The organism is Pseudomonas sp. 5Vm1k (assembly GCF_056161485.1).
The window spans coordinates 202,531-217,332 of record NZ_JBSPCZ010000005.1; the positions used below are offsets into that span (position 1 = coordinate 202,531).

Consider the following 14,802-nt stretch of genomic DNA (forward strand, 5'->3'; position numbering starts at 1 on the left):
CTTCGGGTGGCCTTTGTTGTTTCTGAAGATCAAAAGATCGCAGCCTTCGGCAGCTCCTACAGTTGGAACGCAATCCCATGTAGGAGCTGCCGAAGGCTGCGATCTTTTGATCTTTGCTGTTTTTGATGAAATTTAGATATGTAAACGCGACACGGAAATGTCGCGTATCGGATAGTTCGCCCTCTAACAGTGCGTTCGTCGGGCAAATTCGTTAGGCTAGCAGCCATTTTTGCGTCCGCAGCCCACAAGGCCGCTACGCGCTAACGGGTTGGTCCTATTCGGATCGACAGCATTTCCCTCACCCATAAGGGAAATCCCTCTCTAAATTCCGATTCAGTAGTGTGGTATTTCCTTAATGAAAGTGTTGAAAGGCCAGGACATCCTGGCACTTGGTTTTATGACGTTTGCCCTGTTTGTCGGGGCTGGCAACATCATCTTCCCGCCTATCGTCGGTTTGCAGTCCGGGCCTAATGTCTGGATGGCGGCGTTGGGTTTCCTGATCACGGCGGTCGGCCTGCCGGTGATCACCGTTGTCGCCCTGGCCAAGGTCGGCGGTGCAATGGATGCGTTGAGCAGCCCGATCGGTAAAGTCGCCGGTGGCCTGCTGGCCGCCGCATGCTACCTGGCGGTCGGCCCGTTGTTCGCCACGCCGCGCACCGCCACCGTGTCCTTCGAAGTGGGCCTGGCGCCGCTGACCGGCGAGAGCCCCCTGGCGCTGTTCCTCTACAGCTCGGTGTACTTCCTGCTGGTGTTCTTTATCTCGCTGTATCCAGGCCGCTTGCTGGACACCGTAGGACGTTTCCTCGCACCACTGAAGATCATCGCCCTGGCCGTACTCGGCATCGCCGCGTTCGCCTTGCCGGCCGGTGATATCGGGGTGGCCACGCCGGAATACGTGGCGGCACCGTTCTCCCAAGGCTTCATCAATGGTTACCTGACCATGGATACCCTCGGCGCGCTGGTGTTCGGCATTGTCATCGTTAACGCGATTCGCTCCCGTGGCGTCGAGTCGCCGGCGTTGATCACCCGTTACGCGATCATTGCCGGGATGATTGCCGGCGTCGGTCTGGCGCTGGTGTATGTCAGCCTGTTCCGTCTCGGTTCGGGCAGCCATGAAGTGGCCGCTGGCGCTGCAAACGGCGCGGCCGTCCTGCATGCCTACGTGCAACACACCTTCGGTTCGTTGGGCAGCGGGTTTCTTGCGGTGCTGATCTCGTTGGCCTGTCTGGTGACAGCAGTCGGCCTGACCTGTGCCTGCGCCGAATACTTCAGCCGTGTGCTGCCACTGTCCTACAAGACACTGGTGATCATCCTGGCCGTGTTCTCGCTGTTTGTGTCCAACCTGGGCCTCACCAAGCTGATCGCGTTCTCGATCCCGGTGCTGACCGCGATCTACCCGCCGTGCATCGCCCTGGTCGCCCTGAGCTTCTGCAAGGACTTCTGGCGTGAACAGAGCCGCATCGTCGGCCCGGTGATGCTGGTGTCGTTCATTTTCGGCATGATCGATGCCCTGAAGGGCGCCGTCCTGGCGGACTGGATGCCGACTCAGTTGTCTCATTTGCCGTTGAGCGAGCAAGGTCTGGCGTGGCTGGTGCCATCGGTCATGACCCTCGTCGTGGCCGCCGCGTGTGACCGCATGCTCGGCAAGCGCGACGAAGCCCTGGCGTAAACCTGATCACCCGTCACAAGCGGGCAGTCGGTTAAACAGAAATGCCCCGTATCAATCGATACGGGGCATTTTTTATGGGGATGAGGCAGTGTCTTTTTCCGCGAGCTAACGTCGAACCACTACCTTGTAGGAGCGAGGCTTGCCCGCGAAGGCGGTGTGTCAGTCGACGGATACATCGCATGTGATACCGCCTTCGCGGGCAAGCCTCGCTCCTACAGACTCCACCAACGTCTCACAAGGACCTGCATGTCGTTCATCCACGCCAACCTGATCCACCTTCTCGCCGCGCTCTGGTTTGTTATCTGCTGGGGCGGTTACACCCGTTATGCGACGTGGAAGGGCCGTGATACCGCGTGCCTGGCCAGCGTGCTGCACCTGTATCGCGAAGACTGGATGCGCCGCATGTTGCTGCGCGACAACCGCATCGCCGACGCCAGTGTGATCGGCAATCTGGAGCGCAACGCCTCGTTCTTCGCCTCCAGCACCCTGATTATTCTGGCGGGCATTCTCACGGTGCTCGGGGCTTCCGAAAGGGCGGTGTCGTTGCTGGCGGACATTCCCATGGTCCAGCAAGCGTCTCAGGGCATGTCGGAGATCAAGTTGCTGTGCCTGGCGCTGGTGTTTGTCTATGCGTTCTTCACCTTCAGTTGGTGCATGCGCCAGTACAACTTCGCGGCAATCCTGGTCGGCTCGGCACCGATGATCGGTGAACGGCATGTTTCCGAGCAGGAGCGCAAAGCCTTTGCGGCAAGGGCTGCGCGGGTGATTTCGATGGCGGCCAACCAGTTCAACTTCGGCCTGCGCTCTTACTACTTCGGCATGACCATGCTGGCGTGGTTCGTCAGCCCCTGGTTGTTCATGTTGATGAGCGCCGGCGTCGTGTTGGTGTTGTATCGCCGGGAGTTTCACTCCGACGTTCTCGACGTGATGGTCTATACCCCTACAGAGGCGCCATTGCCCGAAGCCAACAAAGAGGCCGCTTGATGAGTATTCCGTTCTGGTGTGTGTTTATCAGTGCATTGCTGATCTACGTGGCCCGCATGCCCGTGGCCAGGGCCATGAAAGAGCAGGGCGGCTACAACAATCACTTGCCGCGCCAGCAGCAGGCACAACTGACCGGCTTCGGCGCTCGGGCGGTGGCGGCCCATCAGAATTGTTTCGAGGCGTTCATATTATTTGCGGTGGGGGTGTTGATGGCGCACACCACGCAGACGGCAGGGTGGCTGATCGATTCGCTGGCGATCATCTTTGTGATCACGCGCATCATCTACTTACTGTGTTATTGGGCTGATCTTGCCTGGCAGCGCAGTCTGGTGTGGCTCATCGGATTAGTCTGTTCGTTATTGCTGATGATTAGTCCGACTTTTAGAACCGTGTTGCTCTAGTCCACCAACTAACAGGCAAAAGAAAACCCGCACTTGGCGGGTTTTCTTTTATCACGCTAAAAACTGTTTTAGTTTTTAGGTGCTTCGGTAGGAGTGGCCGGAGCGGACTCCTGAGTGGCTGCTTTGTTCGATTCAGCCTGAGCTTTGGCAGCTTCGGCGTTTTCTTTCGCAGCGTCGTTCACTTTATCCTGAGCTTTGTTCATGTCTTGCTGAGCTTGCTCAGCATGTTGGTTAGCATCTTGAGCTTTGTCCTCGGATTTTTTATCGCAGGCAGCGAGACCGAGGGAAGCGGTCAACATCAAGGCAATAGCTAAAGTCTTACGCATGGGGTGTTTCTCCTTATGGAAAATATCTACTGGCCTTTCGAGCACAGCCGTCAGCGATAAGTTCCTCATTTCATACAGATATATAAGTTTTAAACACGACGGAACTTTTGCCTGATTCATCTGAGGCGTTGGCTGGATACTAAGAAGGGATTTATCAAATGGCCGAAAACCCCGTTTTTGAGCGTGCAACACGATTTCTATCAGCGCTGCGGCATTGTCAGGTGCTGGGCTTGCGAATTCACAGCGCGAGTACTGACGGACTAACGGTGATCCTGCCCTACAGCCCGCAAATCGTTGGCAACCCGCAAACCGGTGTCATCCACGGCGGCGCCCTGACGTCGCTGATGGACACCGCATGCGGCATGTCCACCCTGTGCGTGTTGCCGGAATTCGAAGTCTGCCCGACCCTCGATTTGCGCATCGACTACATGCACGCCGCCGAACCCCACAAGGATGTCTACGGCTTCGCCCAATGCTACCGGGTGACCACCGACGTGATCTTCGCCCGGGGTTTCGCTTACCAGGACGACCCGGAACACCCCATTGCCCATGTCGTCGGCACGTTTATGCGCATGGGAAAGAATATAAAAGGCACTAGAGGCTTTGGTGGCGCTATTGCGGGAGGCGCGAAATGACTGACTCTTTCAAGGAGCAACTTCAACAGGCCCACGAGCAAGGAGACTACGCCTCGCTACTGCACCTGATTCCTTATGCCAAGTTGATTGGCGTTGAGTGCTCGAGGGTTGGCGATGAACTGTTGTTTCGCCTGCCGGCCAACAAGGACAACATTGGTAACCCTTTATTGCCGGCGATTCATGGCGGCGTGATCGCCGGGTTCATGGAGCTCTCGGCAGCGTTGCACCTGCTGATTTTCACTGGCTCGCCGGGTGTACCGAAGATCATCGACTTCTCCCTCGATTACCTGCGCGCCGGGCAATTTCGCGATACCTGGGCGCGTTGCCAGGTGTGCCGGCAAGGGCGGCGCGTGGCCAACGTGGCGATTACGGCCTGGCAAACCACCGAAGCCGAGCCGATTGCCACGGCCCGGGGGCATTTCAAAATCGAAGAGCCCTTGAAATCCTGAACTCAGCCCCAAACTCTGATGACAACCCGCCGTCGACCCTGAAGGTCGCGGCCACTGCCATCTGATTGGAGTTTGATGACCATGAGTGTGGAAACTCAAAAGGAAACCCTGGGCTTCCAGACCGAGGTGAAGCAACTGCTGCACCTCATGATCCATTCGCTGTATTCCAACAAGGAAATTTTCCTTCGCGAATTGATCTCGAACGCCTCTGACGCTGTCGACAAATTACGTTTCGAAGCCCTGTCCAAGCCTGAGTTGCTGGAAGGTGGCGCCGAACTGAAAATCCGTGTGAGCTTCGACAAAGACGCCAAAACCGTCACCCTCGAAGACAACGGTATCGGCATGAGCCGCGAAGACGCGATCACCCACCTGGGGACGATCGCCAAGTCCGGCACCGCTGATTTCATGAAACACCTGTCTGGCGATCAGAAAAAAGATTCGCACCTGATCGGTCAGTTCGGTGTGGGTTTCTACTCCGCATTCATCGTTGCCGACAAAGTCGACGTGTTCAGCCGTCGTGCCGGTGCTGCCGCCAGCGAAGGCGTGCATTGGTCGTCCAAGGGCGAAGGCGATTTTGAAGTTGCCACCGTTGAGAAAGCCGAGCGCGGCACCCGTATCGTCCTGCACCTGAAATCCGGTGAAGACGAGTTCGCCGATGGCTACCGTTTGCGCAACATCATCAAGAAGTACTCTGATCACATCGCTTTGCCGATCGAGTTGCCGAAAGAAGTGGCAGCCGCCGAAGGCGAAGAGAAACCGGCCGTTGAATGGGAAACCGTCAACCGCGCCAGCGCCCTGTGGACCCGTCCTCGCACCGAGATCAAGGACGAGGAATATCAGGAGTTCTACAAGCACATCGCCCATGACTTCGAGAACCCGCTGAGCTGGAGCCACAACAAGGTCGAAGGCAAGCTGGAATACAGCTCGCTGCTCTACGTGCCGACCCGTGCTCCGTTCGACCTGTACCAGCGTGAAGCGCCGAAAGGCCTGAAGCTGTACGTGCAGCGTGTATTCGTGATGGATCAGGCCGAGTCGTTCCTGCCGCTGTACCTGCGCTTCATCAAAGGTGTGGTCGATTCCAACGACCTGTCGCTGAACGTGTCGCGGGAAATCCTGCAGAAAGACCCGATCATCGATTCCATGAAGTCGGCACTGACCAAGCGCGTTCTCGACATGCTGGAAAAACTGGCGAAGAACGAGCCTGAGCAATACAAAGGCTTCTGGAAAAACTTCGGCCAGGTCATGAAAGAAGGCCCGGCTGAAGATTTCGCCAACAAAGAAAAAATCGCTGGCCTGCTGCGTTTCGCGTCCACTCAGGGCGAAGAAGGCGAGCAAGTGGTCGGTCTGGCTGACTACCTGGCGCGCGCCAAGGAAGGTCAGGACAAGATCTACTACCTGACCGGCGAAACCTACGCACAGGTCAAAAACAGCCCGCACCTGGAAGTCTTCCGCAAGAAAGGCATCGAAGTGCTGCTGCTGACCGACCGTATCGACGAGTGGCTGATGAGCTACCTCAGCGACTTCGACGGCAAGAGCTTTGTCGACGTGGCACGCGGTGACCTGGACCTGGGCAACCTGGACTCGGAAGAGGACAAGAAAGCCGCGGAAGAAGTCGCCAAGTCGAAAGAAGGCCTGGTTGAGCGTCTGAAAACTGCACTGGGCGATTCTGTCGCTGAAGTGCGGGTTTCCCACCGTCTGACCGATTCCCCGGCGATTCTGGCCATCGGCGAGCAGGACCTGGGCATGCAGATGCGTCAGATCCTCGAAGCCAGTGGGCAAAAGGTTCCGGATTCGAAGCCGATCTTCGAATTCAACCCGGCTCACCCGCTGATCGAGAAACTCGATGCTGAACAGAGTGACGAGCGCTTCGGCGACCTGTCGCACATCCTGTTCGATCAGGCGGCCCTGGCGGCCGGTGACAGCTTGAAAGACCCGGCGGCCTACGTGCGCCGTCTCAACAAGCTGCTGGTTGAACTGTCGGTTTAACTGAGTTGTACAAAAACCCGCTTCGGCGGGTTTTTTCATTCTTGAGACTTAGGAGTTTGAGATGAGCCAAGTCACTGTGCGTTCCGTGGTCTATCAGGTTGATGGCCAGTCCTATGAAAGCCGCCTGGCTTTCGATGCCGCCCATAAAGGCCCGCGCCCGGGTTTGCTGATGGCGCCGAACTGGATGGGTGTCAGCGCCGGCGCCGAGGAGATCGCCAAGTCTGTGGCGTCCAAGGGCTACGTAGTGCTGCTCGCGGACCTGTATGGTCAGTCGGTTCGCCCACAGAACGGTGACGAGGCGGGCGCGGCGATGATGCCGTTGAAGAATGACCGTGGTTTGTTACGCAAGCGTATGCAGGCCGCATTTGATCAGTTGCAGGGGCAGGGTGAGGCGGCGGTCGATACCTCGAAACTGGCGACGTTCGGTTTCTGCTTCGGTGGTTGCTGCGCGTTGGAACTGGCCCGTAGCGGTGCGCCAGTGAAAGCGGCGGTGTCTTTCCATGGCTCGCTGGATACGCCGAACGTCAACGATGCGAAAAACATCAAGGGTTCGGTGCTGGTGTTGCATGGCGCGTCCGATCCGTTGGTGCCGAAAGAACAACTGCCGGCGTTTGAAGCTGAAATGAACGCAGCAGGCGTGGACTGGCAACTGTTGAGCTACGGCGGCGCCGTGCACTCGTTTACCGACCCGCATGCCAATGTGCCGGGCAAGATGATGTATGACGCGAAGACCGCAGGGCGGGCATTTGTGTCGATGCATAACTTGCTGGATGAAGTGTTCCAGCGCTAAACGCGAAAAGCAAAAGCACCCTCACCCTAACCCTCTCCCGGAGGGAGAGGGGACTGACCGAGGTGTTCTTGGAGCTACATCGACCTGAAACACCGAGTCGAACTCAGCCCCTGAGTAACATGAAGATCTGCTCCCTTTCCCCCTCTCCCCTCTGGGGAGAGGGCTGGGGTGAGGGGTGGATTTTCAGTCAAGCACAAACCTCAATGCCAACACACTCTATCGGGGCAATTCGATCCGCTCACTTTCCCCCGGCACCGTCGGCCAATCCCCGGCCGCCCAACGCCGACGCGCCTCATCGATGGCCGCCGGATCGCTTGCCACAAAATTCCAGTTGATCCGCCGTGGCCCATCCAGTGGCGCACCGCCGAACAGCATGACGTGACAATCGCTCTCGGCAAACAACGTCATCTCTTCCCCGACCGGCAACACCACCAGCGAATTCAGCTCCAGCGTCTCGCCATCAAGCTGTGCATCACCGCTCAACACATACAGTGCCCGTTCTTCATGCTCGGTAGGAATCAGCAATGTCGTCGCGGTTTGCAGGTTCAGTTCGGCATACAACGTAGGAGAAAGCACCGGTACCGGTGATTCCAGGCAAAAGCCTGACCCGGCGATCATGCGGATCTTCACGCCGAGGTTATCGCTGATCGGCAACGTGGCCGCCGGGTGATGACTGTAATGTCCCGGACCTTGCTCATGCTCCTTGGGCGACGCCAGCCAGATCTGCAAACCGTGCATCGTGAAGCCGCTGTCTTTCAACGTCTCAGGCGTGCGTTCAACGTGGGCAATCGCGCTGCCCGCAGTCATCCAGCTGACATCGCCGGTGTCCACCACCTGATCGGAACCGAGGCTGTCCTTGTGCTGGATCTGGCCCTGGAACAGGTAGGTGAGGGTCGACAGACCGATGTGCGGATGTTGTCGGATATTCATGCCTTTACCCGCCGGATAGCGGGTTTCGAGCATGTGGTCGAAAAACACGAAAGGCCCGACGCTGCGGCATTTGGCTGACGGCAACGGGCGAAGAATCGGTTGGCCTTCGACATCTTCGGCGCGGGGGCGGATCACGAGAGTCGTGTTCATGCTGCATTCCAGGCTGAGCGGGTGATGCGTGGAGCATAACCCGCCGCTGGCATCGTCGTAATTACTGGCTGTCGAAGCCCTGTGGGGCGTGGGTTTCGATGGTGACGTCGGTGGTGGTCATCAGTTTGTGAATCGGGCAACGGTCAGCGACTCGCAATAACTCCTCACGCTGGGCGTCAGTGAGCACACCCTTGAGCGTGAGGGTAACGTGCAGGACGTATTTGCCTTTCTGCTCTTCGCTATTGTCGCGTTTGACCTCGACACCCACGCCAGTCAGCGGGATGTCTTTCTTCTTGGCGTACATCTTCAGGGTCAGGGCCTTGCAGGCACCCAGCGCGGCGTCGAAGTAATCGTGAGGCTCCGGTGCCGAGCCTTCGCCGCCGGCGGACTTCGGTACATCGGCAAACAGTTCGTGGTCATCGATCTGGACAGTGTGACGAAAGCCTTCGCTGGAAACGGTATTGACGGTAACAGTCATGGGAAACCTCTTCGGCAGTAGGAAAAGTCATTCGAGCAAAAACGGACCATGAAGGTATAGAGCATTCGTGCTGTGCTGCGTTCCTTTAAAAAATCGCAGCCCTCGTCAGCTCCCACCGCGCGCAGGAGCTGCCGAAGGCTACGATCTTTTGACTTTGCTCTTTTGCGCTGAATCGTTCCCGCCCGACGATCGAAGTAGTAAGGCGTTTTGATATCACGTTTTGGTCTTACGCAAATTTTCGCCGGGCCGATACCTTCTAAAGCAACCCGCTGCAGGGATATGCAGTGCATTTTTGGAAGGAACCAAAGCAATGAGCATCCGTAGTCTCAATATTGCGCCGCGCGCGAGCCTGGGTTTTGGCCTGTTGGCGTTGATGGTGTTTGGTTTGGGGGCGTTTGCGTTGGCGCAGATGTCGAACATGCGCGCCCAGTCCGATCAGGTCGATAACAATTGGTTGCCCAGCGTGATGGCGGTCGGGGAAATGAGTCAGGACATGCTGCGACTGCGCGCCCTGACCATGCGCCTGTTGATCAACCGCGATCCCGCAGCGCTGGCGCAGAACGTCGGCAAGCTCAATGAGCTCAAAGGCGTTCTCGGCGATGCGCAGCAGCGCTACAACGCGTTGATCGTGCTGCCCGAGGAGCGCTCGCTGTTCGATCGCTTCAAGGCGTCGGAGCAAAAGTACCTGCAATTTCAGGGGCAGGTGATGAATCTGTCTGCCCAAGGGCGGGTTGAAGAGGCGGCGGTCATCGTCAATGGCGAGATGAGCCCGTTGGCCGATGATATTGCCGTCACCCTCAAAACCCTGGTGGAGTTGAACAAACACAACGCCAATCTGGCCACCGAGGCGGCACGTCTGGTGTTCAGCAACTCGCGGGTGTGGGTCGGGGTGATGGTCGGGCTGGCCGCGTTGATGACCGTCGGCCTGGCCTTGCTGCTGACCCGCAGCATCGTATTGCCGTTGTCCCAATCGTTGCGGGTGGCTGAGGTGGTGGCGGGCGGCGACCTGACCGGCGACATCAGCATCACCGGCAAGGACGAACCGGCGCGGCTGCTGCACGCGCTCAAGAGCATGCAGCAGAGCCTGCGGGAAACCATTCGAAGAATCTCCGATTCCTCCAGCCAATTGGCCTCGGCCTCGGAAGAACTCAGTTGCGTCACGGAAGACGCTACTCGTGGGCTGCATCAGCAGAGCCTGGAAATCGAGCAGGCCGCCACGGCGGTTAATCAGATGACGGCGGCGGTGGAAGAAGTGGCAAGCAATGCGGTGGCCACCTCCGAAGCGTCCCGGGAGTCTGACCGGATCGCCCAGCATGGCCGCGCGCAGGTGCATCAGACGGTCCTGTCCATCGAGTCGCTGGCGGACGATGTCACGGCCAATGCCTCGCAGGTTGAAGACTTGGCGCAGAAGGTCTACGGCATCAGCAAGGTGCTGGATGTGATTCGCTCGATTGCCGAGCAGACCAATTTACTCGCTCTGAATGCGGCAATCGAAGCGGCGCGCGCGGGTGATGCCGGGCGCGGCTTTGCCGTGGTGGCGGATGAGGTGCGGGCGTTGGCCCACCGCACTCAGCAATCGACTCAGGAAATCGAACAGATGATCAGCGGCATCCAGCAAGGCACCGATTCTGCCGTCAGCTCGATGCAGCAGAGCAATAGCCGGGCGCGCTCGACCCTGGAAGTGGCGAAAGGCGCAGGCATAGCGTTGGAAGAGATTGCCTCGGCGTTCACCTTGATCAACCAGCGCAACATCGTGATCGCCAGTGCCTCGGAAGAACAGGCCGCGGTAGCGCGGGAGGTGGATCGCAACCTGATGAACATTCGTGATCTGGCGTTGCAGACCTCGGCGGGGGCGAACCAGACCAGTGCGGCGAGCCAGGAGTTGTCGCGGTTGGCGGTGGATCTGAACAGCATGGTGGCGCGGTTTTCGGTCTGATCCCTTAGTTGAGAGCAACAGTGAACCCTGTGGGAGCGGGCTTGCTCGCGAAAGCGGTGTGTCAGCCAACATCAATGCTTAATGTCACACCGCATTCGCGAGCAAGCCCGCTCCCACAAGGCCCTGCATCTTTTTTCAAGACGAAAAAAAGCCCCGCAATCGCGGGGCTTTTGGTGTGGAGCCGGATCAGCTGCCTTTGACAGCCTTGCCGTTGACCGTACCGTCCAGGAGCATGATGTTGTACTCCTTGCCGTCGGTTTCAACCTGTTGCAGACGGACCAGCAGGTAATCCCAATCCTTGGCGAACCACATGACGGTGATGCGCTTGCTTTGTGTCGGGTCGCGCACGCGCTCGACCTTGATCGCATCGATCTGACCAGCCTTGGTATCGACTTTTTCCGAACCCAGCACGCGGAAGTCATAGGTATCGACTTCGCCGTCATCGACGACCTGGTAGCTCATGCTTTTCTTGCCAGCGGCCACGTCGTGTTGCAGGGCCAGTTGGTAAGTGGATTTGTCGACCATGCCGCGGTTGAGCGGGATCTTGACCGCGTCACCACGATCGGTGCCGGTGACCATTTTGGTGGTCCAGTCGAAGTCCAGGTCAGCCTTCTTGGCTTTGCCCAGGCCCCCTCGTTCGAAGTGGTAGGACTGTGGCAGCAAGGTGTCTTTGTCCAGGGTCAGGGTGCTTTGTTCGGACAGGCTGGCGATCATCATCGACGCCTTGAAGCTGAGTGTCCAAACACCGTTGGCGCCCTTGGTCAGGCTGCGCTCGGCGGTGCCGCTCATGGGCAGCTGTTTCCAGTCGGCGGTGTAGCTGGCGGAGAAGGGTTGAAGGTCTGCGGCCTGTGCCAGAGGCAGGGCGAACAGAGCGCAAGCGAAGAGCAGGGCGCGACGCATAAAATCTCCTAGGTTCGAATCAAGTGGCCGCTGGCCGCGAGTAACTTTTCATCCAGTAAAGCACCTTGTTCGCCGAGTGATAAACGACCTTCGGCAAACCAGCGTACGGCCAGCGGGTAGATCAGGTGTTCCTGAACGTGGACCCGCTGCGCCAGACTCTGCGGCGTATCGTGCAACTCTACCGGTATTACTGCCTGTACGACCAGTGGTCCGCCATCGAGTTCCTCGGTGACGAAGTGCACGGAGCAGCCGTGCTCGGTGTCGCCGGCCTCCAAAGCGCGCTGATGAGTGTGTAACCCTTTGTATTTGGGCAGCAGCGAGGGATGGATATTAAGCAGGCGACCCTGGTAGTGACGCACGAAACCAGCGCTGAGAATGCGCATGAAGCCGGCGAGTACCACGAGTTTGGGGTTGAAGGCGTCGATCAGTTCGATCAGCGCGGCGTCGAAGGCTTCGCGGCCTTCGAAAGCCTTGTGATCCAGGGAGCGGGTGTCGATACCCGCGTCCCTGGCGCGTTGCAGGCCGTAGGCGTCGGCGCGGTTGGAAATCACCGCAGCGATGCGGACCGGGCTGTCGCCGGTCCGCGTGCTGTCGATCAAGGCCTGCAAGTTACTGCCGGTGCCGGAGAGCAGCACCACGACATCACAGGTGGCGGACATTAGTGCGCCTTAAGGTTCTTCAGTTCGACCTGAGCCGCGCCTTCGGCAGCGGTGGAGATCTGACCGATGACCCAAGGTTGCTCGCCGGCTTCACGCAGGACGTTCAGGGCGGTTTCAACGTGCTCTTGAGCAACGCAGATCACCATGCCAACGCCGCAGTTCAGCACGCGGTGCATTTCGTTTTCGTCGACGTTGCCTTTCTCTTGCAACCAGTCGAATACGGCCGGGCGAGTCCAGCTAGCCACGTCAACCACCGCTTGAGCGCCTTTAGGCAGAACGCGCGGGATGTTGTCGAGCAGGCCGCCACCGGTGATGTGGGCCATGGCTTTGACGGCGCCGGTTTCCTTGATCAGCTTGAGCAGCGGCTTCACGTAGATACGGGTCGGGGCCATCAGCAGGTCGGTCAGCGGTTTGCCGTCGAGCTGGATGTTTTCGATGTCGGCACCGGACACTTCGATGATCTTGCGGATCAGCGAGTAGCCATTGGAGTGCGGACCGGAAGACGGCAGGGCGAGCAGGGCATCGCCGGCAGCGACTTTGGAACCGTCGATGATTTCGGATTTTTCCACGACGCCAACGCAGAAGCCGGCCAGGTCGTAGTCTTCGCCTTCGTACATGCCTGGCATTTCAGCGGTTTCGCCGCCGACCAGGGAGCAGCCGGACAGTTCGCAGCCGGCGCCGATGCCAGTCACGACCTGGGTCGCGGTTTCGACGTTGAGTTTGCCGGTGGCGTAGTAGTCGAGGAAGAACAGCGGCTCGGCGCCGCACACCACCAGGTCGTTGACGCACATGGCGACCAGGTCGATGCCGATGCTGTCGTGCTTGTTCAGGTTCAGCGCCAGGCGCAGCTTGGTGCCGACGCCGTCAGTACCGGAAACCAGCACTGGCTGCTTGTAGCCGGCCGGGATTTCGCAGAGGGCGCCGAAACCGCCCAGGCCGCCCATGACTTCCGGGCGCGCAGTGCGCTTGGCGACGCTCTTGATGCGTTCGACCAATGCTTCACCGGCGTCGATGTCTACACCGGCGTCCTTGTAGCTCAGGGAGGGTTGCTTGCTCATGATCCAGGCCTTTAGGGGGGATTCAGGGGTAACGACCGAGTCCATTAGGGCCGCCGAAACAGCGTAGGCGAAAGCCTTGCGCGCTATTCCGACACTGCCCGGCTGTTGCCGGTCTGCGAAGGCGCGCGATTTTATCAGGCTTGAGAGGCAGCGGCCATCCTCGCGCCGACGGCAGGGCCATATCAGGTTAAAAAAACCGTTATTGCCCGTGTTGGTGGCGTCCCTCATGCCTGTATAAGGTATCGCCATTAACCGTCTATCGTTATGACAGTGCCAAAAACTTATCGGGGCCGGGTGAATGTTTTGCCCAGGGCGATGGTCACAGCCTTGCTCAACACGTTCACGCGGCCAGTTCCAGCCGCTCTTGTCGTCAGGAATCTTCCATGCGTTTTTTCTCCAAATATCTAGTTGTGGGTTGTTTGTCGCTTTTCAGCCTGGCGAGTCATGCCGAAACCGTGAAAGGCCTTTATCAGGTCCGTCAGCCAGTCAGCGGCCAGAGTGCCGAGGTACGAGATCAAGCGACCCAGGCGGCGCTGGATACGCTGGTGTTGCGCCTGACCGGCGATCCCAAGGCCGTGCAAAATCCGGGGTTGGCGGCGATTCGCAAGGACCCGCAGCAAATCATCAGTCAGTACGGCTTTGACGCCGGGCCGCCGGAAGTGTTGAAGGTCGATTTCGACCCGGCGACCACCGAGCAGGCGCTGCGACGTGCCGGGCTGTCATTGTGGGGCGCGAATCGGCCGTCGATCCTGGGTTGGTGGCTGAACGACTCCGCCGAGGGGTCGAGTCTGGTGGGCGATGCTCAGGCCACCGCTGGGCCACTGCGTCGCGCGGCCCAACACCGTGGTTTGCCTTTGCGTTTGCCGCTGGCGGATTTGAGTGAGCAGCTGGTCGCTACGGCGCCGAACCTTGAAGGTACGGATGCGGCGCCATTGCGCGGTGCATCGGAACGCTACAACGCGGATGCCTTGCTTGCGGTGCATGCCCGTGAAGAGGGCGGCCAGTGGCAGGCCAAATGGCATTTGTGGCTCGGCGACCAGAAGGAAGCGGGCAGTGTGCAGGGCGCCGATCAAGCCGCAGTGGCCGATGCGGTCATGTTGGCGGTCGCTGAGCGACTGGCGCCACGGTTTGTCGTCAAGGCGGGGGCTTCGGGCGAGCAATTGCTCGAAGTACAGGGTATGAACCTGGAGCGCTATGCGGCGCTGGGGCGATTGCTGGACCCATTTGGCGCGCGTTTGGTCAGCGTCGATGGCGACCATATTGTCTATCGGGTCAGTGGCAGCGCCGAGCAGTTGCGCTCGCAGTTGTCGCTGGCGAAGTTGCAGGAGGTGCCGGCTGGTGAAGCGCCAGCACCCGTCGCACCGGTTCAACCGGCCGAAGGTTCGGCGCCCGTCGTAGCGCCGGCCCCGGCACCGGTGCCGCAATTGCGATTCCGTTGGTAACGGTTTTCT

General features: G+C 58.9%; 15 protein-coding genes and 1 pseudogene. 10 read left to right on the forward strand and 6 right to left on the reverse strand.

What is annotated here, in order from left to right; genetic code table 11:
- The first annotated feature begins 355 nt into the window (after positions 1-355).
- From brnQ to ACWIKB_RS12300, 3 genes are all read left to right on the forward strand, one after another.
- Positions 356-1,669, forward strand: a complete 1,314-nt coding sequence (brnQ, locus tag ACWIKB_RS12290) for a branched-chain amino acid transport system II carrier protein (RefSeq protein ID WP_475267074.1) — start codon at positions 356-358, stop codon at positions 1,667-1,669.
- A gap of 246 nt (positions 1,670-1,915) precedes the next feature.
- Positions 1,916-2,653, forward strand: a complete 738-nt coding sequence (locus tag ACWIKB_RS12295) for a DUF599 domain-containing protein (RefSeq protein WP_133836535.1) — start codon at positions 1,916-1,918, stop codon at positions 2,651-2,653.
- Entirely contained in the window at positions 2,653-3,054 is a 402-nt protein-coding gene (locus tag ACWIKB_RS12300; protein ID WP_475267075.1) for an MAPEG family protein, read from the forward strand. The genes ACWIKB_RS12295 and ACWIKB_RS12300 overlap by 1 nt, the downstream gene beginning before the upstream one ends.
- A 68-nt stretch (positions 3,055-3,122) precedes the next feature.
- Here ACWIKB_RS12300 and ACWIKB_RS12305 read toward each other — a convergent pair whose 3' ends face one another.
- Positions 3,123-3,380 carry a hypothetical protein gene (locus ACWIKB_RS12305; RefSeq protein WP_475267077.1) on the reverse strand — a complete coding sequence of 86 codons (258 nt, stop codon included), beginning with the start codon at positions 3,378-3,380 and terminating at the stop codon, positions 3,123-3,125.
- Positions 3,381-3,538: 158 nt separating this feature from the next.
- Between ACWIKB_RS12305 and ACWIKB_RS12310 the strand changes: the two genes are divergently transcribed.
- From ACWIKB_RS12310 to ACWIKB_RS12325, 4 genes are all read left to right on the forward strand, one after another.
- Positions 3,539-4,015, forward strand: coding sequence for a PaaI family thioesterase (locus ACWIKB_RS12310; protein WP_475267078.1), 477 nt, complete (start codon positions 3,539-3,541; stop codon positions 4,013-4,015).
- A complete protein-coding gene (locus ACWIKB_RS12315; protein ID WP_475267080.1) occupies positions 4,012-4,464 on the forward strand; it encodes a PaaI family thioesterase in 453 nt (150 codons plus the stop codon). The genes ACWIKB_RS12310 and ACWIKB_RS12315 overlap by 4 nt, the downstream gene beginning before the upstream one ends.
- Before the next feature lie 81 nt (positions 4,465-4,545).
- Complete coding sequence (gene htpG / locus ACWIKB_RS12320) at positions 4,546-6,450, forward strand: molecular chaperone HtpG (protein WP_475267081.1); 1,905 nt, start codon at positions 4,546-4,548, stop codon at positions 6,448-6,450.
- A gap of 61 nt (positions 6,451-6,511) precedes the next feature.
- A complete protein-coding gene (locus tag ACWIKB_RS12325; RefSeq protein WP_475267083.1) occupies positions 6,512-7,240 on the forward strand; it encodes a dienelactone hydrolase family protein in 729 nt (242 codons plus the stop codon).
- A gap of 216 nt (positions 7,241-7,456) precedes the next feature.
- Here the strand turns inward: ACWIKB_RS12325 and ACWIKB_RS12330 are convergent, their stop codons facing one another.
- Entirely contained in the window at positions 7,457-8,320 is an 864-nt protein-coding gene (locus tag ACWIKB_RS12330) for a pirin family protein (RefSeq protein ID WP_475267084.1), read from the reverse strand.
- A gap of 61 nt (positions 8,321-8,381) precedes the next feature.
- Positions 8,382-8,798: an OsmC family protein gene (locus ACWIKB_RS12335; protein WP_475267086.1), complete on the reverse strand. Its 417-nt coding sequence runs from the start codon at positions 8,796-8,798 to the stop codon at positions 8,382-8,384.
- A 310-nt stretch (positions 8,799-9,108) separates the two neighbouring features.
- Here ACWIKB_RS12335 and ACWIKB_RS12340 point away from each other — a divergent pair.
- Positions 9,109-9,879 (forward strand): annotated as a pseudogene (locus tag ACWIKB_RS12340) (MCP four helix bundle domain-containing protein); the annotation flags it as partial.
- On the forward strand, positions 9,871-10,734 hold the full coding sequence (locus ACWIKB_RS12345) for a methyl-accepting chemotaxis protein (RefSeq protein ID WP_475267372.1): 864 nt from the start codon (positions 9,871-9,873) through the stop codon (positions 10,732-10,734). The pseudogene ACWIKB_RS12340 and the gene ACWIKB_RS12345, both read left to right, overlap by 9 nt.
- A 186-nt stretch (positions 10,735-10,920) precedes the next feature.
- On the opposite strand, the gene ACWIKB_RS12350 is transcribed toward ACWIKB_RS12345, so the two are convergent.
- Genes ACWIKB_RS12350 through purM form a run of 3 tightly spaced genes read right to left on the reverse strand, consistent with a single transcriptional unit; the run spans position 10,921 to position 13,351 of the window.
- Positions 10,921-11,634 (reverse strand): DUF3108 domain-containing protein, encoded by a 714-nt coding sequence (locus ACWIKB_RS12350; RefSeq protein ID WP_475267088.1) that lies wholly within the window; start codon positions 11,632-11,634, stop codon positions 10,921-10,923.
- 8 nt (positions 11,635-11,642) lie between these two features.
- On the reverse strand, positions 11,643-12,293 hold the full coding sequence (purN, locus tag ACWIKB_RS12355; RefSeq protein WP_475267089.1) for a phosphoribosylglycinamide formyltransferase: 651 nt from the start codon (positions 12,291-12,293) through the stop codon (positions 11,643-11,645).
- Positions 12,293-13,351: a phosphoribosylformylglycinamidine cyclo-ligase gene (gene purM / locus ACWIKB_RS12360; protein WP_008148639.1), complete on the reverse strand. Its 1,059-nt coding sequence runs from the start codon at positions 13,349-13,351 to the stop codon at positions 12,293-12,295. Before purM ends, purN begins: the two co-directional genes overlap by 1 nt.
- Positions 13,352-13,734: 383 nt before the next feature.
- On the opposite strand from purM, the gene ACWIKB_RS12365 reads away from it, so the two are divergent.
- Positions 13,735-14,793 (forward strand): DUF2066 domain-containing protein, encoded by a 1,059-nt coding sequence (locus tag ACWIKB_RS12365; protein WP_475267090.1) that lies wholly within the window; start codon positions 13,735-13,737, stop codon positions 14,791-14,793.
- Positions 14,794-14,802: the final 9 nt, after the last annotated feature.